Annotated in this window: 21 protein-coding genes; 13 read left to right on the top strand and 8 right to left on the bottom strand. The window is 71.6% G+C overall.

Translation table 11 applies throughout. The features are described from left to right. Window positions 1-6: 6 nt before the first annotated feature. Window positions 7-1116, bottom strand: a complete 1110-nt coding sequence (locus HUT10_RS34870) for a homoserine O-acetyltransferase (protein WP_176175071.1) — start codon at window positions 1114-1116, stop codon at window positions 7-9. Continuing rightward, complete coding sequence (locus HUT10_RS34865) at window positions 1113-2417, bottom strand: bifunctional o-acetylhomoserine/o-acetylserine sulfhydrylase (protein WP_176175070.1); 1305 nt, start codon at window positions 2415-2417, stop codon at window positions 1113-1115. Before HUT10_RS34865 ends, HUT10_RS34870 begins: the two co-directional genes overlap by 4 nt. Before the next feature lie 174 nt (window positions 2418-2591). Here HUT10_RS34865 and rdmE point away from each other — a divergent pair, with 174 nt between their 5' ends. Next, window positions 2592-4142 (top strand): aklavinone 12-hydroxylase RdmE, encoded by a 1551-nt coding sequence (gene rdmE / locus HUT10_RS34860; RefSeq protein ID WP_176175069.1) that lies wholly within the window; start codon window positions 2592-2594, stop codon window positions 4140-4142. 34 nt (window positions 4143-4176) lie between these two features. On the opposite strand, the gene HUT10_RS34855 is transcribed toward rdmE, so the two are convergent. Beyond that, window positions 4177-4578 carry a hypothetical protein gene (locus HUT10_RS34855; protein ID WP_254897151.1) on the bottom strand — a complete coding sequence of 134 codons (402 nt, stop codon included), beginning with the start codon at window positions 4576-4578 and terminating at the stop codon, window positions 4177-4179. A 290-nt stretch (window positions 4579-4868) separates the two neighbouring features. Between HUT10_RS34855 and HUT10_RS34850 the strand changes: the two genes are divergently transcribed. From HUT10_RS34850 to HUT10_RS34840, 3 genes are read left to right on the top strand one after another with little or no spacing between them, the layout of a single operon-like run. Further along, window positions 4869-5795: a MarR family transcriptional regulator gene (locus HUT10_RS34850; protein ID WP_176175068.1), complete on the top strand. Its 927-nt coding sequence runs from the start codon at window positions 4869-4871 to the stop codon at window positions 5793-5795. After that, window positions 5785-6156 carry a roadblock/LC7 domain-containing protein gene (locus tag HUT10_RS34845; protein ID WP_176175067.1) on the top strand — a complete coding sequence of 124 codons (372 nt, stop codon included), beginning with the start codon at window positions 5785-5787 and terminating at the stop codon, window positions 6154-6156. Before HUT10_RS34850 ends, HUT10_RS34845 begins: the two co-directional genes overlap by 11 nt. 31 nt (window positions 6157-6187) lie before the next feature. Next, a complete protein-coding gene (locus HUT10_RS34840; protein WP_217709664.1) occupies window positions 6188-6610 on the top strand; it encodes a hypothetical protein in 423 nt (140 codons plus the stop codon). A gap of 64 nt (window positions 6611-6674) precedes the next feature. Here HUT10_RS34840 and HUT10_RS34835 read toward each other — a convergent pair whose 3' ends face one another. Next, window positions 6675-7295, bottom strand: a complete 621-nt coding sequence (locus HUT10_RS34835; protein ID WP_176175066.1) for a class I SAM-dependent methyltransferase — start codon at window positions 7293-7295, stop codon at window positions 6675-6677. A 49-nt stretch (window positions 7296-7344) separates the two neighbouring features. Between HUT10_RS34835 and HUT10_RS34830 the strand changes: the two genes are divergently transcribed. Together HUT10_RS34830 and HUT10_RS34825 are read left to right on the top strand one after the other, a co-directional pair. Beyond that, window positions 7345-8901 carry a CdaR family transcriptional regulator gene (locus tag HUT10_RS34830; RefSeq protein WP_176175065.1) on the top strand — a complete coding sequence of 519 codons (1557 nt, stop codon included), beginning with the start codon at window positions 7345-7347 and terminating at the stop codon, window positions 8899-8901. A gap of 164 nt (window positions 8902-9065) precedes the next feature. Then, window positions 9066-9983, top strand: a complete 918-nt coding sequence (locus HUT10_RS34825; RefSeq protein WP_176175064.1) for a zinc metalloprotease — start codon at window positions 9066-9068, stop codon at window positions 9981-9983. 767 nt (window positions 9984-10750) lie between these two features. Here the strand turns inward: HUT10_RS34825 and HUT10_RS34820 are convergent. Further along, window positions 10751-11155: a pyridoxamine 5'-phosphate oxidase family protein gene (locus tag HUT10_RS34820; protein WP_217709663.1), complete on the bottom strand. Its 405-nt coding sequence runs from the start codon at window positions 11153-11155 to the stop codon at window positions 10751-10753. Beyond that, window positions 11152-12087, bottom strand: a complete 936-nt coding sequence (locus tag HUT10_RS34815; protein ID WP_176175063.1) for a zinc-binding dehydrogenase — start codon at window positions 12085-12087, stop codon at window positions 11152-11154. The genes HUT10_RS34820 and HUT10_RS34815 overlap by 4 nt, the downstream gene beginning before the upstream one ends. Before the next feature lie 172 nt (window positions 12088-12259). Here HUT10_RS34815 and ald point away from each other — a divergent pair, with 172 nt between their 5' ends. After that, window positions 12260-13375 carry an alanine dehydrogenase gene (ald, locus tag HUT10_RS34810; RefSeq protein WP_176175062.1) on the top strand — a complete coding sequence of 372 codons (1116 nt, stop codon included), beginning with the start codon at window positions 12260-12262 and terminating at the stop codon, window positions 13373-13375. 61 nt (window positions 13376-13436) lie between these two features. Here ald and HUT10_RS34805 read toward each other — a convergent pair whose 3' ends face one another. Then, window positions 13437-14114 (bottom strand): response regulator transcription factor, encoded by a 678-nt coding sequence (locus HUT10_RS34805; RefSeq protein WP_176175061.1) that lies wholly within the window; start codon window positions 14112-14114, stop codon window positions 13437-13439. 440 nt (window positions 14115-14554) lie between these two features. Here HUT10_RS34805 and HUT10_RS34800 point away from each other — a divergent pair, with 440 nt between their 5' ends. From HUT10_RS34800 to HUT10_RS34780, 5 genes are all read left to right on the top strand, one after another. After that, a complete protein-coding gene (locus tag HUT10_RS34800) occupies window positions 14555-15619 on the top strand; it encodes an ABC transporter ATP-binding protein (RefSeq protein ID WP_176175060.1) in 1065 nt (354 codons plus the stop codon). After that, the gene (locus HUT10_RS34795; RefSeq protein WP_176175059.1) at window positions 15619-16500 is read left to right on the top strand and encodes an ABC transporter permease subunit; all 882 of its coding nucleotides are present in this window, start codon (window positions 15619-15621) and stop codon (window positions 16498-16500) included. The genes HUT10_RS34800 and HUT10_RS34795 overlap by 1 nt, the downstream gene beginning before the upstream one ends. A 95-nt stretch (window positions 16501-16595) precedes the next feature. Beyond that, entirely contained in the window at window positions 16596-20342 is a 3747-nt protein-coding gene (locus HUT10_RS34790) for an ABC transporter ATP-binding protein (RefSeq protein WP_176175058.1), read from the top strand. A gap of 234 nt (window positions 20343-20576) precedes the next feature. Next, a complete protein-coding gene (locus tag HUT10_RS34785; RefSeq protein ID WP_176175057.1) occupies window positions 20577-21182 on the top strand; it encodes a DUF4291 domain-containing protein in 606 nt (201 codons plus the stop codon). Window positions 21183-21281: 99 nt separating this feature from the next. Then, window positions 21282-21752, top strand: a complete 471-nt coding sequence (locus HUT10_RS34780) for a DUF4291 family protein (protein WP_176175056.1) — start codon at window positions 21282-21284, stop codon at window positions 21750-21752. Here the strand turns inward: HUT10_RS34780 and HUT10_RS34775 are convergent. Then, window positions 21749-22021 (bottom strand): hypothetical protein, encoded by a 273-nt coding sequence (locus HUT10_RS34775; protein ID WP_176175055.1) that lies wholly within the window; start codon window positions 22019-22021, stop codon window positions 21749-21751. The genes HUT10_RS34780 and HUT10_RS34775 overlap by 4 nt on opposite strands. 258 nt (window positions 22022-22279) lie before the next feature. Between HUT10_RS34775 and HUT10_RS34770 the strand changes: the two genes are divergently transcribed. Beyond that, the gene (locus tag HUT10_RS34770; protein ID WP_176175054.1) at window positions 22280-25978 is read left to right on the top strand and encodes a multifunctional oxoglutarate decarboxylase/oxoglutarate dehydrogenase thiamine pyrophosphate-binding subunit/dihydrolipoyllysine-residue succinyltransferase subunit; all 3699 of its coding nucleotides are present in this window, start codon (window positions 22280-22282) and stop codon (window positions 25976-25978) included. Window positions 25979-26010: the final 32 nt, after the last annotated feature.

The following is a 26010-nucleotide window of genomic DNA, read 5'->3' as shown; positions in this document are numbered from 1 at the left end:
GGGCCCCTATCCCAGCAGGTGCTTCACCAGTGCCGCGATCTGACCGGTTTCGATGAGGAACGAATCGTGGCCGTAGGGCGACGACACCACCGACGGCTCCGGTGCGCCCGGGATGCCGTCCGCGATCTCCGCCGACTGGTACAGCGGGTAGAGCCGGTCGCTGTCGACGCCGGCGATCACCGCCCGCGCCGTCACCCGGCCGAGTGCCGCCGCCACGCCGCCGCGGCCGCGGCCGACGTCGTGGGTGTTCATCGACTCGGTCAGCACCAGGTAGCTGTTCGCGTCGAAGCGGCGGGCCAGCTTGGCCGCGTGGTGGTCCAAATAGGACTCGACGGCGAACCGGCCGCCGCGCAGGGGGTCTTCGCCGTCCTGCGGGGCGCGGCCGAACCGCTGGGCCAGCTCGGGTTCACTCCGGTAGGTGACGTGCGCGATCCGGCGGGCGATGCCGAGCCCGGCCACGGGTCCTTCGGCCGCCGAGTAGTAGTCACCGCCGTGGAACGCCGGGTCGCTGCGGATCGCGTGCAGCTGCGGGGCCGCCCAGGCGATCTGCTCGGCCGACGCCCGCGCGGTCGAGGCCAGCACCAGCACCGAAGCCACCCGCGAAGGCTGCGAAACCGCCCACTCCAGCGCCCGCATCCCGCCCATCGAGCCGCCGATGACGGCTGCCCAGCGGCCGATGCCCAGCGCGTCCGCCAGTGCCGCTTCGGCCGCGACCTGGTCCCACACGGTCACCACCGGGAACCGGCTGCCCCACGGCGTCCCGTCCGGGTCGGGTGACGACGGCCCGGTCGAGCCCTGGCAGCCACCCAGCACGTTCGGCACGACGACGAAGTACTCGTTCGTGTCCACGGCCTTGCCCGGCCCGATCAGCGCGTCCCACCAGCCCTCGCTCGGGTGCCCCGGCTCGGCGGGCCCGGCCGCGTGGCTGTCCCCGGTCAGCGCGTGCTCGACGAGGATCGCGTTGGACGCGTCGGAGTTGAGCGTCCCCCACGTCTCGTAGGCGAGGGTGAACGACGGCAGCACGCCACCGGCCTCCAGCGCGAGCGCGCCGGGGCCGGTGACGAACTTCCGGCGGCCCGGCGGGTCGCCGACCCGCCAGGCGCCGGTGACGGTCACAGTTCCGCCTTCGCCGCCCGGAATCCGGCTTCGAGGTCGGCCTTGAGGTCCTCGATGCCTTCGAGCCCGACGGCCAGGCGCACCAGGCCCGGGGTGACGCCGCTGGCGAGCTGCTCCTCGGGCGTCAGCTGGCTGTGCGTGGTCGACGCCGGGTGCACGATCAGGCTGCGGACATCGCCGATGTTCACCAGCTGACTGTGCAGCTCGGTGCCGTCGACGAACTTCCGGCCCGCCTCGACGCCGCCGCGCAGGTCGAACGACAGGACCGCGCCCGCGCCGCGCGGCAGGTACTTCTGCGCGTTGGCGTGGTGCGGGCTCGACGGCAGGCCGGCGTAGTACACCTTCTCGACCTCGTCGCGCTGCTCCAGCCACTCGGCCAGCGCCTGCGCGTTCGACACGTGCCGCTCGAGGCGCAGCGACAGCGTCTCGATGCCCTGCAGGATCAGGAAGCTGTTCAGCGGCGAGATCGCCGCACCCGTGTCGCGCAGGATCTGGACGCGCGCCTTCGCCGCGTACGACCCCGGGCCGAGCGCCTCCCAGTACTTCAGGCCGTGGTAGCTCGGGTCCGGCTCGTTGAAGCCGGGGAACTTCTCCGGGTTCTTGCCGAAGTCGAACGTGCCGCCGTCGACCAGCACGCCGGCCACCGTGGTTCCGTGGCCGCCGAGGTACTTCGTCGCGGAGTGCACGACGACGTCGGCGCCGTGCTCGATCGGGCGCAGCAGGTACGGCGTGGGCACGGTGTTGTCGACGACGAGCGGGACGCCGGCCTCGTGCGCGACGTCGGCGACGCCGCGGATGTCGAGGACGTTGCTGCCCGGGTTGGCCAGCGTCTCGGCGAAGAACAGCTTGGTGTTCGGCCGGACGGCGGCGCGCCACTGCTCCAGGTCGTCCTGGTCCTCGATGAAGGTGACCTCGACGCCGAGCTTCGGCAGCGTGTAGTGGAAGAGGTTGTAGGTGCCGCCGTAGAGCGACGGGCTGGAGACGAAGTGGTCGCCCGCGCCGGCGAGGTTCAGGATCGCCGCCGTGGTCGCGGCCGAGCCGGACGCGAACGCGAGTGCCGCGACGCCGCCTTCGAGCGCGGCGAGCCGCTGCTCCAGCACGTCCTGGGTCGGGTTCATGATCCGCGTGTAGATGTTGCCCGGCTCGGCGAGGCTGAACAGGTCGGCGCCGTGCTGGCTGTCGCGGAAGACGTAGGACGTCGTCTGGTAGATCGGCGTCGCCCGCGCCCCGGTGGCCGGGTCCGGCGCGGCGCCCGCGTGGATCTGCTTGGTCTCGAAGGACCACGCCGAGGTCTCGGTCATCGGTTTTCTCCTTGCGGCTCAAGGGGTTCGCGGAGGGGCTGCCGGGACGAAGCTACTTGCGCCGAACGGCCTACCCAACCTTTCCCACGTCCTGGGAGTCGAATTGCCTTGTCATATTGATTTCTTTGTGTCTAAGATACTTTTACAGGGAGATTCACGGGCAGGGAGGTAGTCGTGACCGAGCGGGTACAGGTGCTGGTCGTCGGGGCGGGACTGGGCGGGCTGTCGGCGTCGCTGTTCCTGGCGCAGGCGGGAGTGGACGTGCTGGCCGTCGAGCGGCACGCGGGAACGTCGGTCCACTCGCGCGCCGCCGGGCAGAACTGGCGCACGATGGAGTTGTTCCACTGGGCGGGAATCGACGAGGAGGTGCTGGCGGCCAGCCCGCGGGCGTCGCAGGGGCTGCGGATCACCGTCGCGACCAGCCTGGCCGGCCGGGTGCTGCACCGGCTGGTCCAGGACGGCAGCGAATTCGACGTCTCGGCGTCGACGACGCTGCCCGCCGGCATGGCCGGCCAGGACGTGGTGGAGCCGATCCTGCTGGCGCACGCCGAGAAGGCGGGTGCGCGGGTGCGGTTCCGGACCGAGCTGACGGACCTGGCGCCGGACGCCGACGGCGTCACGGCGACCCTGCGCCACCGCGAGTCCGGGAAGGAGACCGTGGTCCGCGCGGACTACGTCGTCGCCGCCGACGGCGGGCGCAGCGGGATCCGGCGGCGGCTCGGCATCGGGACCACCGGGATGGACGCGCTGAGCCACTGCCTCGGCGTGGTGTTCGACGCCGACCTCGGCGACCGGGTGCTGAGCGGCGTGTCCGACCTGTTCTACCTCCGGCACCCGGACTTCACCGCCGGGTTCGTCACCACCGACGTGCCGAACCGGTACGTCTTCGCCCCGGACTACTTCCCGGACCGCGGCGAAAGCCCGGCGGACTTCACCCACGAGCGGCTGGTGGCGATGATCCGCGCGGCCACCGACCGGCCGGACCTGGCGCCGGAGATCGTCTGGACCGGCTCGTGGGAGGTCGCCGCGCGGCTGGCCGACCGGTTCCGCGCCGGCCGGGTCTTCCTGATCGGCGACGCGGCGAAGGTGACCCCGCCGACCGGTGGCATGGGCGGCAACACCGCGGTCGGCGACGCCGCGGACATCGCGTGGAAGCTCGCGGCGGTCCTGCGCGGCGAGGCGGGTCCCGGGCTGCTCGACACCTACGAAGCCGAGCGGCGGCCGATCGCGCGGATGGTGATCGACACGTCGCTGCACAACCTGAAGCAGCGCATGCACCCCGACCTCGACGTCTCCGGGCTGACGGAGGCGGAGGACCAGCCGGCGATCGTGCTGGGCTTCCGCTACCGCTCGACGGCCGTGATCCCGGAGCCGCCGGACGACGGCGAGCGCGTCGAGGACGTGCACGCGCCGACCGGGCGCCCCGGCTTCCGGGCGCCCGGGCTGGCGTCCACTGTGGACCTGCTGGGCCGGTCGTGGGTGCTGCTGTGCGCCGGGGAGGACGCCCGCTGGCGGCCGGCGGTGGCGGACGTCGCCGCGGACCTGGGCGTCCGCCTGGCCTGCCACGCGATCGATGACGACGTCTTCGCGTCCCGGTACGGGCTTTCGGCGGGCGGAGCGTCGCTGGTGCGGCCGGACGGCGTCGTCGCGTGGCGCTCCCCGGCGCCCGCCGGGAACCCGGCCGGCGAGCTGCGGCAAGTTCTGACTGCCGTTTTGTCGCGTTGACGGCATCCGCCGGGGTGGCCTCCGCGGCCGGAGATCACCCCGCCGCGGGACGGCGGCCGCTGCGGGCGAAGTGCTCGTGCAGCTCGCGGACGTGCTGGGCCCAGAACAGCTGACGCCCGCCCCGGGTGCGCGGTACCGCCAAGCCCTTGCGGGCGGCGAGCCGGTAGAAACCCGGCCCGGCGTCGTCCGCGCCCAGGTTCCGGACGAGCGCCCCGAGCAGCCTGCCGCCCGACTCGTCGAACGCGGCTTCGGAGATGCGGTCGAGCAGGTAGGCCATGCCCGCCCGCCCGGCCGCGGTCGTGAAGTCGAACCCGGCCACCCCGGTGCGCCGGCTCAGCGCGGCGGCGAATTCACCGAAGGACGTCGTCCTGTCGACGACCGCGCGGGCGATCAGAATCGCCTTGCCCTCGTCGATCATCTTTTGCCATTCCGCCACGTCACGTCCGTACAAGCCGATCACCTCGCGTTTCCCGGGGGTCGATCGCGAGAGGATGCCATACGCCGGATCCGCCCACACACGGGGCCGGTTTCGTTGGCAGCACGAGAACTTGTGGCACGACTGGCGGTTTCTTTTCGCTTCACCGGCGTCCACGGCAAGAGTTTTCCACCATTGCGAAGAATGGGGGAACCGGCTGGGAACAACGGCGTCGTTGCCATAGAGTCGGCCACTCCCCGGAACCCGAAACCGATCATCGGGACCGGAATTTCCGAAATCACAGGAGTGCAGTGACCGACACCCGAGCCCGGTCTTCGTTCGGCTTCCTCGCCTGGGCGCTCGGCGCGTGCCGCGCCGACCGGATCACCGGTTCGCTGTACCTCGCGGGCCACCCCGGCGGCGTGGTCCACCTGCGGGAAGGAGCCGTGGTGGCGGTCGACAGCCCGGGTGCGCCCGGGACCGAAACGCTGCTGCTGCGGTCGGGCCGGATCGGCGAACCGGACTGGTCGGCCGTCCTGCGGGCCGCCGATCCGGTCGCCGCGCTCGCCGGGGTCGGCGGCACCGAACTGCGGCTGGTCACCACGATGGCCGCCCAGGACGGCGCCTTCGTCATCGTCGCCGGCACCATCGACGAGTACGCCGTGGACCCCGAACCGCTGGAGGTGCCGGTACCGGTCCGCCCGGCCCTCGAACCCGACCGGCTGCTGGCCGAGACCGCGCGGCGGCTCGACGCGCTCGCGTCCCTGCCCACGCCGGTGTCCCCGCACCGGGAACGCCTCGCCGCCGTCGTCGGCGCGGCCCCGCTCGGCACCACCCGGCGCGCCATCCTGGACAGCGCCAACGGCAGGCGCTGTGCCCGCGACATCGCGTTCCTGCTGGGCCGCAACGTCTACCCGGTGACGGTCGAGGCGTCCCGGATGGTCGGCGACGGCCTGCTGACCGTCGCCGACGACGTGCCCACCGGCACCGCCGGCTCGCTCGCGCCGCTGCGGCCGCGGACCCGCGAAGCCGGCGTGGCCGTCGTCGCCGACCCGCAACCGGCGCTCCCGCAGCGCGCTCCCGGCGCCAGCGGCGTCGCGGACGACCTGCGGCGGCCGTCCGGCTGGCAGGTGCTGCCGCGGCTGCTCAACCGCATCCGGGCCGGGCCGTCCGGTACCGGAAACCGCCGGCACACCGACGAAATCCCGCACCGGAAAGGACTTCCCCGTGGACCGTGACGCGCTGGTCGGCGAGCTCACCGCGCTCCGGCGGCAGGTGAGCGGGGTCACCGACACGCTCGTGGCCGGGGTGGACGGCCTGCTCATCGTGGCCGACACCGAGCACCGCATCGACCCCGAAGGCGTCTCCGCGCTCGCCGCCGCCCACCACGGGCTGGCCCACACGACGGCCGCCGCGACCGGGCAGGGCGCGTTCCGCCAGGCCGTCGTCCACAGCAGCGGCGGCTACCTCGCCGTCTACTCCGTCGACCGGCTGGCGCTGATGGTCGTGCTCGGCGACGAAGGCCTCGACATCGGCCGCCTGCACCACGCGTCCCGGCCCGCGATCGAGCGCATCGGCTCGATCCTCACCGCCTGCTGAAACCCCGAACCCCCGAAGAAGGAGAACCGCTGTGCTGGGCAAAGGCCAGAACCTGTCGGACCAGATGAGCCTGCTGGTGAAGCGGATGCGGCAGGAGGTGCCCGACTGCCTGGCCTCCGGCGTCGTCGACCTGGCCACCGGCATGCTGCTGGCCGTCGAGACCACCGACGCCCACCCGCCGGAGGTGCTGGACCTGCTGGCCGGGGCGACCCTCGACCTGTTCCAGGGCCGCACGGTGGTGATGATCGAGGACATCTTCAAGGAGCGCCGCGGCGTCGCCAGCGGCGAGCACTACTTCCAGGAAATCCTGGTCAACAGCGCCAACCTCACCCACCTGTTCATCCGCAACAACCAGAACGCCGACGTGGTCGCGGTCGTCGTCTGCCCGAAGTCGGTGAACATCGGCATGCTCTTCGCCGGTGCCCGCCGCGTGGTCAAGGCCCTGGAGGTCTGACCCCTCAGAACGCCTGCCGGGGTGGTGCAACCGCCCGCCACCGCCCCGGCAGGCCCCCGGCGGCTCAGCGCCTGCCGAGCACCCAGTGGAACGTCGCCGGGCCTTCCGGTTCCCGCATCGTCACGGTCTCGTCCACCTCGAGGGTGAACCCGGCCGCTTCGAGCAGCCGCCGGTTCTCCGCCGGGGCGTGACTGCTGAAGAACATCGGCGCGCCCAGCCAGCCGTCCTCGACGCCGTTCGCTTCGCTGCACCCGAGCGCGGCCAGGAACCGGCCGCCGGGGCGCAGCCAGCCGGCGATCCGCGCGAAGAGCGCGCCCTGTTCCTCCCGCGGCACGTGCAGCACCGAGTAGAACGCCGTCACGGCGTCGAAGCTGCCGTCCGGAAAGGACAGTCCGGTCATGTCGCCCTGCTCGAAGCGCGCGCCGGGGACGTTCCGCCGGGCCAGCTCCAGCTGCGCCGCGGAGAGGTCGACACCCAGGACGTCGTGCCGCTCGGCGAGCGCGGCGGTGCTCGGCACACCGGCCCCGCAGCCGAGGTCGAGGATCCGGGCGCCGTCGTCGAGCCTGCCGGTCAGCTCCGCGGTGAACCGCCGCCGCGGGTCGTCCGGGATCCGCGCGCTCCACTCGAGGTAGCGCTGCGCCACGGTGTCGTAACCGCTTTCCACGATCTTCCGGGCATCGCTCACCCGGCGACCCTACCGAGCCTTCCGGCGGTTTCTCGGCGAGAATGCTCCCGTGGTTTCGGTGCGCAGCGTGGTCGATCGGGTGGGGCCGACGCTGCTCCACGCGCTCCAGCTGCCCGAAGACTCGCCCGCGGTCGCCGACGTCGTCATCGCCGAACCCGGCGGGGCCCTCACCCTGGCCGCAGGCGACCTCGTGCTGGGCGTGGCCACCACCGGGCCCGCGGACGCCGCCGAGCTGGTGAAGCAGAGCGCCGCGCAGGGCGCCGCCGCCGTGCTGCTCAAGCCGCCGCTGGCGGCGAAGCCACCGGTGAAACGGGCCGCGAAGGCCAGCGGGATCGCGCTGATCCAGGTGCACGCCGCGACGTCGTGGGCGCAGCTCGTCTGGCTGCTGCGGACCGTCCTCGACGCCCTCGCCGACGAGTCGGAGGACCTCGGCCCCGGGTCGGGTGACCTGTTCCGGCTGGCCGACGCCGTGGCGAGCGTGGTCGACGCGCCGGTGACCATCGAGGACACCAACTCGCGCGTGCTCGCCTACTCCGCGCGCCAGGACCTGACCGACCCCGCGCGCGTCGCCACGATCATGGGCAGGCGCATCCCCGACGACGTCCTCGCGCGGTTCCGCTCGCGCGGGGTGTTCCGCGAGCTGTCGCGCGGACGGCAGACGATCTTCGTCCCCGCCCAGCGCGACGGCACGCTGCCGCGGCTGATCGTGCCGATCCGGATGGGCGGCGAGCTGCTCGGGTCGATGTGGGCGGTGGTCGCCGGGCCGGTGTCCGACGAGCGCGCGGCCGCGTTCGCCGACGCCGCCCCGGTCGTCGCGCTGCACCTGCTGCGGCGCCGCGCGTACACCGACGCCCAGCGCCGCGCGTCGGCCGAGCTGCTGCGCGCGGTGCTCGAAGGCAGCGCGAACCCGCGCAAGGCGATGGCGGAGCTGGACCTGTCCGACGAGCCGCACCGCGTGGTCGTCATCGAGGTCACCGGCGGCGACGGGCGCGACGCCGAGGGCCTGCGGCTCGCCCTGCTCGAACGGATCTCCCAGGGCATCGGCAGCCGTCCGGTGGCGACCGAGCTGGCCGGGCTGCTCTACGCCGTGGTGCCGGACCGGCCGGGGCCGGGCGGCTGGACCGAGCTGCGGCAGGCCCTGGCGGCGCAACCGGCGTCCCGGCGCGGCGGCGTCCCGCGCGCGGCGGCGGGCTCCCCCGGCGGCCTCGGCGACCTTTCGGCGTCCCGCGCCCAGGCCGACGAAGCCCTCGGCCTGCTGCGCGCCGAGATCCTCACCGAGCGCGTGATCGCCTTCGACGAGGCGTGGACGGCGCTGACGCTGCACCGCGGCGCGACGGCGGCGGCCGCGGCGCGAGTCGCCGACCTCGGCCCGCTGGGCACCCTCCGCGCGCACGACGAATCGGGCAAGGCCGGGTACGTCGAGACGCTCTACGAGTGGCTGCGGCACCCCGGCGACCCGCGGGCGGCCGCGCGCGAGCTGCGGATCCACCCGAACACCCTGCGGTACCGGATGCGGAAGCTGCTGGAACTGGTCCCGCTGGACCTCGACGACCCCGACGTCCGGCTGGCGCTGCTGACCCAGCTCGTCGCCGTGCGCTGGAGCTGATGGGCCGTTCGGCCCAACGCTCGACTTATGCGTTACTCCGCATGGATCGCGCCGATCGTTCGGATTGTCTTTTCCCGCCGAAAGATGGTGGATTCGCCGGATCCCGTGCCGCATTTTCTCTACACCACCCGGAGTAGCCGGGTCGTGGCAAGAGGAGTTCGTCCATGAGCAGTTCGGAGCGGTTCGGTCGGGCCGTCAAGCTGGGTGCGGTGTCCGCGCTCTCCCTCGTCGCCCTGGCCGTCCCGGCCGCAGGAGCCGGGAGCGCCGTCGCGGCGCCGAGCGGCGACTGCTTCACCCCCACGCACGCGGCGGACCGCAGCAAGGACGGCCACGCCGACACGGTGTCCCCGGCGGAAGCGGCCCGCATGGAAGCGGACCTGCAGGGCAAGCTCGCCGGCAAGCGCACGGCGTTCTCGGCCCGCGCCGCCGCGACCTCGATCCCGGTGTACTTCCACGTGATCACCAGCGGCTCGACCGGCAACCTGCCGGCGGCGACGATCAGCAAGCAGATCTCGGTCCTGAACAGCGCGTACGCACCGAGCGGCTTCAGCTTCTCGCTGGTCAGCACCGACTACACGAACAACTCCACCTGGTACAACGGCATCACCGACGGCACCACGGCCGAGCGCAACATGAAGAACGCGCTCCGCAAGGGCGGCGCGAACGCGCTGAACATCTACACGGCCAACCTCGGCGACGACCTCCTCGGCTGGGCGACGTTCCCGTCGAACTACAAGAGCCAGCCGAAGCTGGACGGCGTGGTGATCCTCGACGAGTCCCTCCCGGGCCGCTCGGCGACGAACTACAACGAGGGCGACACGGCAACCCACGAGGTCGGCCACTGGATGGGCCTATACCACACGTTCCAGGGCGGCTGCTCCGGATCGGGCGACTACGTGTCGGACACCCCGGCCGAGGCCACGGCAACCTCGGGCTGCCCGACGAACAAGGACACCTGCTCGTCGGCGGGCAAGGACCCGGTGCACAACTTCATGGACTACAGCTACGACAGCTGCATGTACGAGTTCACGGCGGGGCAGAACTCGCGGATGCAGAGCGCTTGGTCGGCGTACCGGGCTTGAGTTGTCCGTCTTCCCGCGGCGGAAAGTTCGTGGAGGCCTTCTCGTTCGAGGAGGCCTCCACGGCTTTTCGGGCCCCTGTGGTTGGCGTGTGACGCTCCCCGCCTTCCTGTGGCGGGAAGTCGCGAGGGCCTTCCCCTGGGTGGCCTCCACGGCTCTTCGGTGCTCTGTGTTCGGCCGCGCTGGGCTCCCGCGACGAAGGCCTTCACAGCTCTTTGGCCCCGTGTTCGGCGCACGCGCCGGACTCCCGCGGCGAAGGTCCCCTCAGCTCTTTGGGCCCCGTGTTCGGCGCACGCGCCGGACTCCCGCGACGAAGGTCCCCTCAGCTCTTTGGGCCCCGTGTTCGGCGCACGCGCCGGACTCCCGCGACGAAGGCCTCCACAGCTCTTTGGCATCAGTGGTCGGCGCACCGCGCCGGATTCCCGCGGCGGCGGCCTGCACGGCTTTCGGGTGCCTGTGGTCGGCTCGCAGTCTCATCCGACGGCTTTCCACGCCTCCGCGGTTTCCTTCCTGTGCATAGCTTTCCCGCCCCACTCCCGACCGCAAGACCCGGCTGTCCACAACTTGCACCGGCTGTGGACAAACCCGGCCCCAGCTAGCCAAATCGCCGAAACCGTCAGTGCGGGCCGATAGACTGAGCGGGGCTCGTCCCCCAGGGATGGGTGGGGCGCGGTGATCTTCTCGGCTGGGCGGCAAAAAAGCACCTAGGCCTGGCATTTACGCCCGCATGACCGCACCTCGGCGGCGGCATCGTCGCCGCCAAGCCCGACCTAAGTGGAATAACTCAAATCCTTCATCACCAGCCGCGAGGGTCGCAGGTACACCCAGACCGCCCCCACATCCCCATGCAGGTACTCCCGGAACCGCGGATCCCACCGATCCTCATCACTCCCCAGGTACCGCACCAGCTTCCGCCGCCCCCGCGACACGTCGAACGGCCGCACCGCGGCATCCCCACCAGCCAGCACCTGCACCACCACCCCCGTGTCGAGCTCACAAACATCCACCGCCACCGCGACCCGCGGCCGCGAACGGACCAACCCCGGCAGCCGCGACCAAGGCCCGCTGAGGATCCAGAACGCGCCGTCCTCCCACAGGTACCAAGTCGGCCGGATCGTCGGCCCTTCCGTCGCCACCCTGGCCGTCAGCGGCCGGGCCAGGAATTCGTCGATCACGGCACCAGCAACGTCTTCCCCACTGTCGTGCGCGACTCGATCGCCGCGTGGGCGTCCGCCGCCTTCTCCAGCGGGAACCTCTGGCCGATCACCGGGACCACCGTGCCCGCCGCCCCCGCGGCCAACGCCGATTCCGTGAACGCGCGCAGCTGATCCGGCGAACCGATCGAGCGCACCAAGGAAACTCCCCGCGCCTCAGCGTCCTCAGAGGACACTTCGGCCCACGAGCCGCCCGCCAGGCCGTACAGCGCCATCCGGCCGCCGCGGCGGAGGAGGCCGAACGCCGCCGTTCCGATCGCCCCGCCCACGCCGTCGAACACCACGTCCACCGGTCCCACCGCGGCCGTCCAGTCCGGCCGCAGGTAGTCCACGACCGCGTCCGCCCCCTGCACGCGCGCCACCTTCGCCGGGCCGCCCGCCGCGCCGATCACCTCCGCCCCCGCGGCCTTCGCCAGCTGGACCAGGAGGCCGCCGACGCCACCGGCCGCGGCTTCGACAAGCACTCGATCGCCCGGGCGGATGCTGGTCGCATGCACCAGCCCGGTCGCCGTCCGGCCGTCCGCGAGCAGCGCCACCGCCGCGTCGAGCGACAGGGCGGGCGGGACCTCGAACACCGCCTCCGCGGCCACCGCGACGCGCTCGGCGTACCCGCCCGAGCCGCCCGTCGACGTGACCACGCGCCGGCCCGCCAGCCCCGGGTCCACCCCCGCGCCGACCGCGCTGATCACTCCGCCGACGCCGTTGCCCGGGATCACCGGCAGCGCCGCCCGGAACGGCCCCGGCGCCCCCGACCGGAACTGCGTCTCGACGAACGTGGTGTTCGCGAACGCCACCTCGACCAGCACCTGCCCCGGCCCGGGCACCGGGTCCGGCGCCTCCCCCGGTACCAGGACCTCCGGACCGCCGAACTCCCTCAACCACACCGCACGCATCCCCGAACGGTGCAACTTCAAGTGAAGTTGAGGTCAAGGGGCTGTCCGGCGAGCACCACGAATACCGCCCAGAATTGTCCGGAGAGCACGATGACACCGCCGTCCGGGTGGTTCACCGTGAGTGCCAGCACCACATCGATTCCGGACGCAAGACCGACCCAGGAGGCCGACCATGCGTATCGCCGTTCCCCGTGAGATCAAGAAGCACGAATACCGGGTCGCGCTGACCCCGGCCGGGGTGCACGAGCTGGTCGGCCGCGGGCACGACGTCTTCGTCGAGACCGGCGCGGGCGTGGGCTCCTCCATCACCGACGACGAGTACGTCGCCGCCGGCGCGAAGATCCTCGCCACCGCCGACGAGACCTGGGCCGAGGGCGAGCTCGTCCTCAAGGTCAAGGAGCCGATCGCCGAGGAGTACGGGCGTCTCCGCCGCGACCAGGTCCTCTTCACCTACCTGCACATCGCCGCCGACCGGCCGCTGACCGACGCGCTGCTGGCCGCCGGCACCACCGCGATCGCCTACGAGACGGTGCAGACCGCGAACGGCGCGCTGCCGCTGCTCGCCCCGATGTCCGAGGTCGCGGGCCGGCTGGCCCCGCAGGTCGGCGCGTTCTCGCTGATGAAGCCCAGCGGCGGGCGCGGTGTCCTGCCCGGCGGCATCCCCGGCGTGCACCCGGCGCGGGTCGTCGTCATCGGCGGCGGTGTCGCGGGCCTCAACGCCGCCCGCGTCGCGCTCGGCCTCGGCTCCGACGTCGAGATCCTGGACACCAACGTCGACCGCCTCCGCCAGATCGACAACGACTTCGGCGGCCGCATCCGCACGGTGACGTCGAACCGCCTCTCGGTCGAGGAGTCCGTGCTGCAGGCCGACCTGGTCATCGGCGCGGTGCTCGTCCCCGGTGCGAAGGCGCCGAAGCTGGTCTCGAACGAGCTGGTGGCCCGGATGAAGCCGGGCAGCGTGCTCGTCGACATCGCGATCGACCAGGGCGGCTGCTTCGCCGACTCGCGCCCGACCACGCACGACGACCCGACTTACACCGTGCACGAGTCCGTCTTCTACTGCGTCGCGAACATGCCGGGCGCGGTGCCGCGGACGTCGACCTACGGCCTCACGAACGTCACGCTGCCGTACGCGGTCCAGCTGGCCGAGCACGGCTGGAAGGCCGCGCTGCAGGCCGACGCCGCGCTGGCGAAGGGCCTCAACACGCACGCCGGTGCCCTGACCAACGGCCCGGTCGCGGTGGCCCACGACCTGCCGCACACGCCGCTGGACACCGTCCTCGCCTGACCTACCTCACCCGAGCGGGTTCCTGTCGCACCGCGGCAGGAGCCCGCTCCCCTTTTCGGGGTCACGCACCCGCGGTCACCACGTGGTAACCGGCGCCGCGGACGGTCCGGATGGTCTCGACCCCGAACGGAACGTCGATCTTGCGCCGCAAGGCGCTGACGTGCACCTCGACCAGGTTGGCCGTGGCGGACGCGGCGAAGTCCCAGAGGTTGTCGAGCAGCTCGGCCTTGGTGACGACCTGCCCGGGCCGCTGCATGAGGTAGGCGAGCAGGGCGAACTCCTTGCCGGTGAGCGGGATGTCCGCCGGGCCGCGCCGGCAGGTCCGGCCGGCCTGGTCGAGTTCGAGGTCCCCCAGTTTGAGGACACCCGGACGGGTGGCACCACCGCGGCGGATCAGAGCGCGCAGGCGGGAGAGCAGGACGCCGTAGGAGAACGGCTTGGGGAGGAAGTCGTCGGCCCCGGTTTCGAGGGCTTCGATCTCGTCGTCCTCGCCGTCCTTGGCGGTGAGCATCAGGATCGGCGTGCTGTTGCCCTGCTCCCGCAGCCGGCGGCAGACGCGGTAGCCGTTCAGCCCGGGCAGCATGATGTCCAGCACGATGGCGGCGTAGGGGTGTTCGTCGGCGTGCCAGAGCGCATCCCGCCCGTTGTGGACGACGTCGACGGCATACCCCTCGGCGGTGAGCCCGGCCCGCAGCGCCTCGGCCAGCCGCCGTTCGTCCTCGACGAGCAAGATCCGCATCGCGCCACGATGCCACAGACCCGCGCACCCACTGCCGCACCCGCGCGAAGCCACGGCAGGGCTGGGAGCCGAGCCAGAGGCACCGTGGGGGTCCGGGGGCTCGGCCCCCGGGAGACACGACGAAGGCGACATGAGCGGCGAAGCCGCGATGCAGAGACGAAGGGGCGACCCGCTCAACCAGCCTGGGGGTCACTGGGAGCGGGCCGCCGAGTCCTAGCTTAGAGGGCTCTGGCGGAGTTCGCTGCACCGGGTCGGCAAGTCACACGAATTCTTTACCAAGTTGATCGACCGAAGATCGGGAAACGTCTGGTCAGCGCCCTCGAAGCCGCCACCGGCCGGTAGCGGAAAGTGATGAAGGTCGCTCTCGGCCGTTCCGTGCGCGCGGGCGGCGCCGGTAGGGCAGGATGACGCCGCATCAGCGGGGAACGTTAGGGGACGGTATGCACGACGGCAGTGGCCGGATTGTGGTGCAGAACCTGAGCAAGCGGTTCGGCGCAGTGAACGCCGTGCAGAACCTCAGCTTCACGGTCGAACCCGGTTCGGTGACGGGCTTCCTGGGCCCGAACGGCGCCGGCAAGACGACGACGTTGCGCATGTTGCTCGGGTTGGTGACACCCACATCGGGGACGGCGACCATCAACGGACGGCCGCACTCGCAGCTCGGGAACCCGGCGCGGGTGGTCGGCTCGGTCCTGGAGAACGAGGGCTTCCACCCGGGCCGCACGGCCCGCAACCACCTCCGGGTGTACGCCGCGGCCATCGGGGTGCCGGACCGCCGGGCCGACGAGGTGCTCGGCCTGGTGGGCCTGGGCAGCGCCGCGGACCGCAAGGCGGGCGGCTTCTCCCTCGGCATGCGGCAGCGGCTGGCGCTGGCGACGGCGCTGCTGGGCGACCCGCAGGTGCTGGTGCTCGACGAGCCGACGAACGGCCTCGACCCCGAAGGCATCCTGTGGCTGCGCAACTTCCTGCGCTCCTACGCGCGGGAGCAGCGGCGGACCGTGCTGGTGTCGAGCCACCTGCTCAACGAGGTCGAGCAGCTGATCGACCAGGTCGTCATCATCAGCCAGGGCGTCACGCGCTACTACGGCCCGCTGGAGCAGCTGCGCAAGAGCCAGCAGTCGCGGGTGCTGGTGCAGCCCGCGGACCCGTCGGCGCTGGTGAAGGCGTTGCAGGACAACGGGATCACCGGGGTGTCGCCGACGCCGGACGGCCGGGTCGCGGTCGCCGGGTCGAGCGTGCAGCAGATCGGTGACATCGCCGCCAAGGCCGGGATCGCGGTCTACGGGATGCAGGAGGAGCACGCCGACCTGGAGCGGATGTTCTTCCAGCTCACCCAGGGCCAGTACACCGGCGGCGCGCCCGGCTACCCGCCGCAGCAGCCGCAGTACCAGGGCCCGCCGCCCGGTTACCCGCCGCAGCCGCCGCAGTACCAGCAGCACTACCAGCAGGGCCCGCCGTCGGGCCCGCAGCAGCAACAGCAGTACTGGGGAGGACCGCAGCAGTGATGGGCAACCTGATCAAGGCGGAGTTCCGCAAGACGCTCTCGCTGAACACGTGGTGGGTGCTGCTGATCCCGCTGGCGCTGGTGGCGTTCTGGCTGACCTTCGCCTGGGGCAAGATCACGAACAACTTCGTCGACTACATCGGCAGCTCCGACGCCCGCGAGATCGCCAGGGCGGTCGGCCTGGAGGCGGGCCAGCTGCCGGTCGGGCTGCTGGCGTTCGCGCACGGCGTGAACATCGCGCAGCTGATCCCCGGCCTGTTCGGCGTCTTCGCGCTGGCCGGCGAGTACCGCAGCAAAACCATCACGACCACGTTCCTGACGGCCCCGAACCGGGTCACCGCGCTGACCGCGAAGATGCTCACCTACGTGGGCTGGGGCGCCATCTACGGCGTGGTGAGCGCCGGTGTCTCGGCGATCGCGGTGATGGCCTCGGTCGACTCCACCCGGTGGCCCAGCGCGGGCCAGTGGCTGGCCGCGCTCGGCGGGACGATCCTGGCCTCGGTGCTGGTGACGCTGTTCGGCATCGGGTTCGGTGCGGTGCTGCGCAACGTGCCGCTGGCGGTGGTGCTGTTCCTGGTGTGGTTCCTGATCATCGAGAACGTGCTGGTCGTCTCGCTCTGGGGCCCGGCCGACATCTTGGGCGGGATCCTGCCGAACGGCACCGCCAACGGGATCGTGGGCGGGATCGCGGCGGACGCCTTCGGGATCAACTCGCTGAACCTGCCGGGCGGGGTCGACCACTGGTCGGCGCTCGGCCTGCAGCTGGCCGCGGGCGCGCCGGGCGTCATCTCGTGGTGGGCGTCGGCACTGATCTTCTTCGCGTGGACGATGGTCTTCTTCGGACTCGGCTGGGCGGGCAACCAGAAGCGCGACATCACGTAGTTCTCGCGTCGCCGAAGGCCACCTCGAGCTGCTTGAGGTGGCCTTCGCGGCGTTCGGGGAAATATTTTGTCGGTGGTGGCGCTTACTGTCACAACGTGACCGTTGCTCCGCCTCGCTCCCGTCAAGAGCTCCCACCCGTCGAGACGGCCGGCTGGATCCGCCGGCTGTCCGCCGCGGCGTGGGAGCACCGCGTGCTCGTCGTGCTGTCGCTGCTCGCCGCCGCGGTCGGTGTCGGCGTGCAGGCCGCGAGCCCGCTGCTGGTGCGCACGGCGGTGGACGACGCAGTGGCCGGTCAGACCGGAGCCCTGCCCGGGATCGCCGTCTTCCTGGTGGCGCTGCAGCTGGTCGCCTTCGGCACCGCGTTCGCGCGCCGCTACCTCGGCGGCAAGCTCGCCCTCGACGTCCAGCACGACCTGCGCCAGCGCGTCTTCAACGCCGTTTCGCGGCTGGACGGCGGAAAGCAGGACGCGCTGCGCACCGGCCAGGTGGCCTCGCGCGCGATCTCCGACCTGCAGCTGGTCACCGGGATCCTGATGCAGGTGCCGCTGTCGTTCGGCTCGGTGGTCTTCGCGCTGCTGTCGTTCGTCGCGATGCTGTGGCTTTCCCCGGTGCTGACGCTGATCGCGCTGGTCGTGACGCCGGCGGTCGGCATCATCGTGGCGCGCAGCCGCAAGCGGCTCTTCCCGGCCACCTGGTCGGCGCAGCAGCGCGCGGCCGACGTCGCTCAGCAGGTCGAAGAGACCGTCACCGGCGTCCGGGTGGTCAAGGGCTTCGGCCAGGAGGCGCGGGAAGTCTCGAAGCTGGAGGCGACCGCGCGCAAGCTGTTCGGGGAGCGGCTTCGCGCGGCGAAGCTGTCCGCGGTCCCGACGGCGACCACGGCCGCCCTGCCCGCCGCCGGCCAGGTCGCCGTACTCGGCATCGGCGGTGTGCTGGCCCTGAACGGGTCCATCACGCTCGGCACGTTCCTGGCCTTCGCCACCTACCTCGCCACGCTGATCGGGCCGGCCCGGATGCTGTCCGGCTTGGTCGTGCAGGCGCAGCTGACCCGCGCCGGCGCCGAGCGGGTGTACGAGCTGATCGACGCGCAGACCGACGTCGTCGACGCGCCGGATGCGCGGCCGCTGCCGGAGGGGCCGCTGGGCGTGGAGCTCGACGGCGTCCGGTTCGGCTACACCCGCAGCGAGCCGGTGCTGGACGGGCTTTCGGTCACCGCGAACCCGGGCGAGACCCTCGCGCTGGTCGGCACCGCGGGCTCGGGGAAGTCGACGATTTCCCTGCTGCTGCCCCGGTTCTACGACGTGCACGAGGGCGCGGTCCGGGTCGGGGGCCTCGACGTCCGCGACGTCCCGCTGCGGCAGCTGCGGCAGGCGATCGGCGTGGTGTTCGAGGAAGCGTTCCTGTTCTCCTCGTCGATCCGCGACAACATCGCCTACGGCAGGCCGGACGCCACCGAGGAGGAGGTCGTCGCGGCGGCCAGGGCGGCGGAGGCGGACGGCTTCATCCGCGCGCTGCCGGAGGGCTACGACACGCTGGTCGGCGAGCGCGGGCTCACGCTCTCGGGCGGGCAGCGGCAGCGGCTCGGGCTGGCCAGGGCGCTGATCACCGACCCGCGGATCCTCGTCCTCGACGACGCCACCTCGGCCATCGACACCGTCACCGAAGCGGCCATCTACGACACCCTGCGGTCGGTCACCGAGGCCCGGACCACCCTGCTGATCGCGCACCGGCGGTCGACGCTGGCACTGGCCGACCGGATCGCGGTGCTGGACGAGGGCCGCGTGGTCGACGTCGGCACCGAGGCCGAACTGATGGCGCGCTGCCCGCTGTTCCGCGAGCTGGTGGCGGGCCCGGGTGACGACGTCGAGGAGAAGCACCGCTGCGAGGGCCTGGACTGCGGCCAGGACGGGACCACGCCGTCGCTGTGGCCGCGTGACGAGAGCCGCGACGAGGTCGACGCACTCGCCGAGGCCGCGCGGCTGCGCGGCGGCGACCCCAACAGCAGCGGGTTCGTAGGCGGGGGCGGCAAGCTCGACGTACCGCCGACGCCGGAGCTGATCGAGGGCGTGCGCAAGCTCCCGCCGTCGGTCGACGAGCCGCGGCTGCCGGGCGTGGACGTCACCGCACCCGACCCCAGGTTCCGGCTGGCCGGGCTGCTGCGGCCGGTCCGCTGGCCGCTGGCCGTGGTGATCGCGCTGGTGGCGGCGGACGCGCTGGCGTCGATCGCACTGCCGGGGCTGTACCAGTTCGGCGTCGACCACGGCGTGCGCGCCGGGGTCGAGTGGACGGTGTGGCTGGCCGCCGGGATCGGCGCCGCGGTGATCGCGGCCGACTGGCTGGTGGTCTTCGCGCAGACCCGGCTGACGTCCCGGGTCGGCGAAACGGTGCTGTACGCGCTGCGCGTCCGCAGCTACGCGCACCTGCAGCGGCTCGGGCTCGACTACTACGAGCGCGAGCTGTCCGGGAAGATCATGACCCGGATGACGACGGACGTCGACGCGCTCTCGACGTTCCTGCAGACCGGGCTGGCCACCGCGGTGGTCAGCGCGCTGACGCTGGCCGGGATCACGGCGGCGCTGCTGGTCACCGACGCCGGGCTGGCACTGTACGCGCTGGCGATGGTGCCGGTGCTGGCGGCGGCCACGGTGGTCTTCCGGCGGTCGGCGTCCAAGGCGTACAACGAGGCCCGTGAGCGGGTCAGCGTCGTGAACGCGGACATGCAGGAGAACGTCAGCGGGCTGCGCGTGGCGCAGGCGTTCACGCGCGAAGACCGCTCCGCGCAGGCGTTCGCTTCGCGCAGTGACGACTACCGGCGCTCGCGGCTGCGGGCGCAGCGGTACGTGGCGACGTACTTCCCGCTGGTGGCGCTGCTGTCGGACCTGGCGACCACGACGGTGCTGGTGGTGGGCGCGAACCGGGTCTCGGCGGGCACGCTGTCGGTCGGCGTGCTGCTCGCGTTCCTGCTGTACCTGCAGCAGTTCTTCTCGCCGATCCAGCAGCTGTCGGCGGTGTTCGACGGCTACCAGCAGGCGAGCGTCGGCCTGAACCGGATCGGCGACCTGCTGCGGACGCCGACGTCGGTGCCGGCGGCGGAGAAGCCGGTCGCGGTGCCGGACCGGCTGCGGGGCGAGGTCTCGTTCAAGGAGGTCGAGTTCTCCTACGCCGGCGCCGAGGCCCCGGCGCTGGCGGAGTTCTCGCTGGACGTCGCGGCGGGCGAGACGATCGCCCTGGTCGGCGCGACCGGCGCCGGGAAGTCGACGGCGGTGAAGCTGGTGGCCCGTTACTACGACGCCACCGGCGGCGAGGTCCGCATCGACGGCACGGACGTCCGCGAGTACGACCTGGCCGGCCTGCGCCGCCGGATGGGCGTGGTGCCCCAGGAGGCCCACCTGTTCTCGGGCACGGTGGCCGACAACGTCCGCTACGGCCGCCCGACGGCTTCCGACGCGGAGGTCGAGGCGGCGGTCCGCGCGGTGGGCGCGCTGGACGGCATCGCGGCCCTGCCGTCGGGCTTCCTGCAGCCGGTGGGCGAGCGCGGCCGCTCGCTGTCGGCGGGCCAGCGCCAGCTGGTGGCCCTGGCCCGGGCGGAGCTGGTCGACCCGGACATCCTGCTGCTGGACGAGGCCACGGCGGCCCTCGACCCCTCGACGGAGGCGGCGGTCCTCCGCGCAACGGAGACCCTCGCCCGCCGCCGCACGACGTTCGTGGTCGCCCACCGCCTGGCCACGGCGGCCCGCGCGGACCGCATCGTGGTCCTGGACCACGGCCGCGTGGTCGAGACCGGAACCCACCCCGAGCTCCTGGCCGCCAACGGCCCCTACGCCCGCCTCTGGTCCCTCGGCTGACGTACCGCACGCGTCGGCCCGCGTACCTGCAACGTCGGCCCGCGTACCTGGAGGGTCGGTTCGCCATCCGACCCTCCAGGTACGCAAACCGACCGCCCGGGTACGCGAGTCGACCCTCTGATCACGCGTGATGCCCCTCCAATCACGCGTGATGCCCGCTGGATCACGCGTGATGCCTCCTTGCGCACGAAATTCCGTGGCCCGGCGGGGGCCGGCGTTGGGAGCATGACGGGCATGTTCGAAGAGAGGCGGGTCCCCGACCGGCAGATCCGGGCCGCACAGACCGAGACGACCCTCCGGGTCTACCAGGCCTACTCGCCCGAGATCGCCGACGCCGCGCTCGAAAAGCAGACCTTCGTCGCGCCGTTCAAGCGGGAGCGGATGACGTGGATCAAGCCCTCGTTCCGCTGGATGGCCTACCGCTGCGGCTACGGGCGCAAGCCGGGCCAGGAGCGCGTCCTCGCCATCGACATCACGCGCGAAGGTTTCGAGTGGGCCCTCGCCAACGCCGCGCTCAGCAAACCACGCCGCGGTCAGGACGCGGCCGGCTGGAAGCAGCAGCTCAAGACCAGCCCGGTCCGGATCCAGTGGGACCCCGAGCGGGACCTCGGCCACACGGCCCTGGACTTCCGCGCCATCCAGGTCGGCCTGGGCGGCGAGGCCGTCGACCACTACGCCGACGAGTGGATCACCGCCATCACCGACGTCACCCCCGTCATGCGCGACATCGCCGGGCTCCTGGCCACCGGCCGGCTCGACCTGGCCGTCAAGCTCGTCCCCCACGAGCCCCCGTACCCGCTGAGCCCCGACCTCGCCGAGGCCGTCGACGCGACCGGCTGAGGATGCGCCCGCCTCCGTCCTCGGCCGGACCACGGGTTATGCCTCCTTAATCACGAAAGTCCGTGGCCGGGCGGCCGGGGCGCTGGGAGCATGGCGGGCATGTTCGAAGAGAAGCGGGTTCCCGAGCGGCAGGTCAGGGCGGCGCAGACGGGGAACACCGTCCGGGTCTACCTCGCCTGTTCGCCCGCCGTCGCCGATGCCGCGCTCGAGAAGCAGAGCGTCGAGCCGGGCGGGACAGTGGAGGTCACGCCGTCGTTCCGGCTGGCGGCCTACGACAGCGACAACGGCCGCAAGCCCGGCCACGAGCGCATCCTGGCCGTCGACCTCACCCGCGAGGGCTTCGAGCGAGCCCTCCAGGGGCAGGCCGGCTGGGCGCCGGAGCGAGATCTCGACCACACGCCGCTGGACTTCCAGGCGGTCCGGATCGTCGGCGAGCTCGCCGAGGAGTGGATCACCGGCATCACTGACGTCACATCCGTGATGCGTGACATAGCCGGGCTCCTGGCCACCGACCAGCTGCACCTGGCGGTCAAGCTCGTCCCGCACGAACCGCCGTACGAACTCGGCTAAGGCAGCGCCCGCCAGCTCAACCCGCCCATCCCGGCCGCCTCGACGTCCGGGCGGGAGGCCCACCGGACCGTTCCCGGCCGGACGTGGATCCCGGCCCCGACCAGCCAATCCGGCTCGTCGGGCTCGACCCACTCCATCTCCTCGACGTCGGACGGCGACAGCCAGACCGCCGAGCAGGAATCACACCGGAGCACGACCGTGCCGGACTCCGTCACCAGCGGCCGCACCAGGCCCTGGTCCCAGAACGAAGGACATTCGACCAGCCACATCGGCCCAGCAGAACCCACGCCGGTGAACGAGCACGGGCCGGCGCGCGAACCCGGGCGGAAGAGCGCGGGAACCCTGTACCGGGTCCAGTGCTTAAGGTTCCCTTAGCACATCTTGATCGAGTCAGTGACCGATACCCTAGTGCGCCACGCCTCACACAGGCCGGTTCCATCACATCGCGGTCACCGAGGGGGTTAGCCTGGTAGGCGCATCAGCGGATTCAAGATCGAGATCGAGACGGATAGAGGCGAGCCCCAGCCGTGTCCAGCAGCAGCCCTGCGTCACAGTTCGGCCCCAACGAGTGGCTGGTCGAAGAGATGTACGACCAGTTCCTCGCCGACCCTTCTTCAGTCGATGCCGCATGGCACGACTTCTTCGCGGACTTCAAGCCGACGCAGAACGCGCAGGCCAAGGCGGACACCGCCCGGCAGCAGGCCGACGCCAAGCCCGCCACCAACGGCCAGGCGGCCCAGCCGTCGGCCAAGGCGGTGCAGAACGCCGAGTCGGCGGCCAAGCAGGCCGCCCCGGCGGCGAAGGCTCCCGCGAAGCCGGCACCGAAGGCGGCCCCGGCCAAGCCCGCCGCGAAGGCGGAGCCCAAGGCCGAGGTGAAGAAGGACGAGCCGGAGTCGAAGCAGCTGCGCGGCGCCGCGGCGGCCATCGCCAAGAACATGGACGCCTCGCTGAGCGTCCCCACCGCGACCAGCGTGCGCGCGGTCCCGGCCAAGCTGATGGCGGACAACCGCATCGTCATCAACAACCACCTCAAGCGCACCCGCGGCGGCAAGATCTCCTTCACGCACCTCATCGGCTACGCCATGGTGCGGGCGCTGAAGAACTTCCCGAACATGAACCGGCACTACCAGCTGATCGACGGGAAGCCGTTCGCGGTCACGCCGGAGCACGTCAACTTCGGGCTCGCGATCGACATGAAGGGCAAGGACGGCTCGCGCAACCTCGTCGTCGCCTCGATCAAGGGCGTCGAGGACATGTCGTTCCTGCAGTTCTGGCAGGCCTACGAGGACATCGTCAAGAAGGCCCGCAACAACAAGCTGACCGCGGACGACTTCTCCGGCACCACGATCTCGCTGACCAACCCGGGCGGCATCGGCACCAACCACTCGGTGCCGCGCCTGCAGGCCGGCCAGGGCGCCATCATCGGCGTCGGCGCCATGCAGTACCCGGCCGCCTTCGAGGGCACCAGCGAGAAGACCCTGGTCGACCTCGGCATCAGCAAGATCATGACGCTGACCTCGACCTACGACCACCGCATCATCCAGGGCGCGGAGTCGGGCGAGTTCCTCAAGCGCATCCACGAGCTGCTGCTCGGCGAAGACGGCTTCTACGACGACGTCTTCACCAGCCTGCGCCTGCCGTACGAGCCGATCCGCTGGGTCGCCGACATCCCGGACGGCCCGGTCGACAAGACCGCCCGCGTGATCGAGCTGATCGACGCGTTCCGGATGCGCGGCCACCTGATGGCCGACACCGACCCGCTGAACTACCGCCAGCGCAGCCACGCCGACCTGGACGTGCTGTCCCACGGCCTGACGCTCTGGGACCTCGACCGCGAGTTCCCGGTCGGCGGCTTCGCCGGCCAGGAGCGGATGAAGCTGCGCGACATCCTGGGCGTGCTGCGCAACTCGTACTGCCGCACGGTCGGCATCGAGTACACCCACATCCTCGACCCCGAGGAGCGTCGCTGGATCCAGGAGCGCGTCGAGATCCCGCACGAGAAGCCGGACCCCGCGGTCCAGAAGTACGTGCTCTCGAAGCTGAACGCCGCCGAGGCGTTCGAGACGTTCCTGCAGACCAAGTACGTCGGCCAGAAGCGCTTCTCCCTCGAAGGCGGCGAGACGGCGATCCCGCTGCTCGACACCATCCTCGACAAGGCCGCCGAGCACGAGCTGGACGAGGTCGTCATCGGCATGCCGCACCGCGGCCGCCTGAACGTCCTGGCCAACATCGTCGGCAAGCCGATCAGCCAGATCTTCCAGGAGTTCGAGGGCAACCTCGACCCGGGCCAGGCGCACGGCTCCGGCGACGTGAAGTACCACCTCGGTGCCGAGGGCAAGTACTTCCGGATGTTCGGCGACGGCGAGACGAAGGTGTCGCTGACCGCGAACCCGTCCCACCTGGAGACGGTCGACCCGGTCCTCGAGGGCATCGTGCGCGCCAAGCAGGACATCCTCGACAAGGGCGGCGAGGGCTACACCGTCCTCCCGGTCCTGATGCACGGCGACGCGGCCTTCGCGGGCCAGGGTGTCGTGGCCGAGACGCTGAACCTCGCGCTGCTGCGCGGCTACCGCACCGGCGGCACCGTGCACGTCATCGTCAACAACCAGGTCGGCTTCACGACCGCGCCGGAGCACTCGCGCTCGTCGCAGTACGCCACCGACGTCGCGAAGATGATCGGCTCGCCGATCTTCCACGTGAACGGCGACGACCCGGAGGCGGCGCACTGGGTGGCCAAGCTGGCCGTCGAGTACCGGCAGGCGTTCCACAAGGACGTCGTCATCGACCTGATCTGCTACCGCCGCCGCGGGCACAACGAGGGCGACGACCCGTCGATGACGCAGCCGGCGATGTACGACATCATCGACACGAAGCGCTCGGTCCGGAAGACCTACACCGAGTCGCTGATCGGCCGCGGCGACATCTCCGTCGAGGAGGCCGAGGCCGCGCTGCGCGACTTCTCGAGCCAGCTGGAGCACGTCTTCAACGAGGTCCGCGAGCTGGAGAAGCACCCGGCGAAGGCCAGCCCCTCCGTCGAGGAGGAGCAGCAGGTGCCGGCCAAGGTGAAGACGTCGGTGGCCAACGAGGTCATCGAGCGCATCGGCGACGCGTTCGTCCAGGTGCCCGAGGGCTTCACGCCGCACCCGCGCGTCAAGCCGGTCATGGAGCGCCGCCACAAGATGTCGCGCGAAGGCGACATCGACTGGGCGTTCGGCGAGCTGCTGGCGTTCGGGTCGCTGGCGATGGAGGGCCGGCTGGTCCGGCTGTCCGGCCAGGACTCCCGTCGCGGCACGTTCACCCAGCGGCACTCGGTGTTCATCGACCGCAAGACCGGCCAGGAGTACGCGCCGCTGCAGAACCTGGCCGACGGCCAGGGCCGCGTGATGATCTACGACTCGGCGCTGTCGGAGTACGCGGCCGTCGGCTTCGAGTACGGCTACTCGGTGGCGAACTCCGAGGCGCTGGTGATGTGGGAAGCGCAGTTCGGTGACTTCGTCAACGGCGCGCAGACGGTCATCGACGAGTACATCTCCTCGGGCGAGGCCAAGTGGGGCCAGCGCTCGGACGTCGTGCTGCTGCTGCCGCACGGCCACGAGGGCCAGGGCCCGGACCACACGTCCGGCCGCATCGAGCGGTTCCTCTCGCTGTGCGCGGAGGGTTCGATGACGGTGGCGGTCCCGTCGACCCCGGCGAACTACTTCCACCTGCTGCGCCGCCACGCCCTCGACGGCATCCAGCGCCCGCTGGTGGTCTTCACCCCGAAGTCGATGCTGCGCAACAAGGCGGCGACCTCGGCGGTCGAGGACTTCACCGGTGAGAGCCGGTTCATGTCGGTCATCGACGACGTCACGCCGGACCCGTCGAAGATCCGCAAGGTGCTGCTGACCTCCGGGAAGCTGTACTGGGAGCTGGTGGCGGAGCGCACGAAGCGCGAGGCCGACGACGTCGCGATCGTCCGGATCGAGCAGTACTACCCGCTGCCGAAGAAGAAGCTGCTGGCGGCCCTGGAGCGCTACACGAACGCGACGCAGGTCGCGTGGGTCCAGGAGGAGCCGGAGAACCAGGGTGCGTGGCCGTTCTTCGGCCTGAACCTGCCCCGGAAGTTCCCGGAGGTCCTCTCGGGCCTGCAGGTCGTGTCCCGCCGCCCGATGGCGGCGCCGTCGGCGGGTTCGTCGAAGGTGCACGAGGTCGAGCAGAAGGCGCTGATCGCGAAGGCGTTCGACTGATCGCTTGACGGAACGGCCTCCCCACGGGTGTT

It is taken from the genome of Amycolatopsis sp. Hca4 (genome assembly GCF_013364075.1).
Classification (GTDB): domain Bacteria; phylum Actinomycetota; class Actinomycetes; order Mycobacteriales; family Pseudonocardiaceae; genus Amycolatopsis.
Note: the sequence above shows the minus strand (reverse complement) of the source record. Positions and strands in the feature narration are given on the sequence as shown.

Coding starts and splice junctions, on each gene's coding strand:
- HUT10_RS34865 (WP_176175070.1), bottom strand. CDS start 2,417: ATGACCGAGACCTCGGCGTGGTCCTTCGAGACCAAGCAGATCCACGCG.
- HUT10_RS34825 (WP_176175064.1), top strand. CDS start 9,066: ATGAGCAGTTCGGAGCGGTTCGGTCGGGCCGTCAAGCTGGGTGCGGTG.
- HUT10_RS34815 (WP_176175063.1), bottom strand. CDS start 12,087: ATGCGTGCGGTGTGGTTGAGGGAGTTCGGCGGTCCGGAGGTCCTGGTA.
- ald (WP_176175062.1), top strand. CDS start 12,260: ATGCGTATCGCCGTTCCCCGTGAGATCAAGAAGCACGAATACCGGGTC.
- HUT10_RS34805 (WP_176175061.1), bottom strand. CDS start 14,114: ATGCGGATCTTGCTCGTCGAGGACGAACGGCGGCTGGCCGAGGCGCTG.
- HUT10_RS34800 (WP_176175060.1), top strand. CDS start 14,555: ATGCACGACGGCAGTGGCCGGATTGTGGTGCAGAACCTGAGCAAGCGG.
- HUT10_RS34795 (WP_176175059.1), top strand. CDS start 15,619: ATGGGCAACCTGATCAAGGCGGAGTTCCGCAAGACGCTCTCGCTGAAC.
- HUT10_RS34785 (WP_176175057.1), top strand. CDS start 20,577: ATGTTCGAAGAGAGGCGGGTCCCCGACCGGCAGATCCGGGCCGCACAG.
- HUT10_RS34780 (WP_176175056.1), top strand. CDS start 21,282: ATGTTCGAAGAGAAGCGGGTTCCCGAGCGGCAGGTCAGGGCGGCGCAG.
- HUT10_RS34775 (WP_176175055.1), bottom strand. CDS start 22,021: ATGTGGCTGGTCGAATGTCCTTCGTTCTGGGACCAGGGCCTGGTGCGG.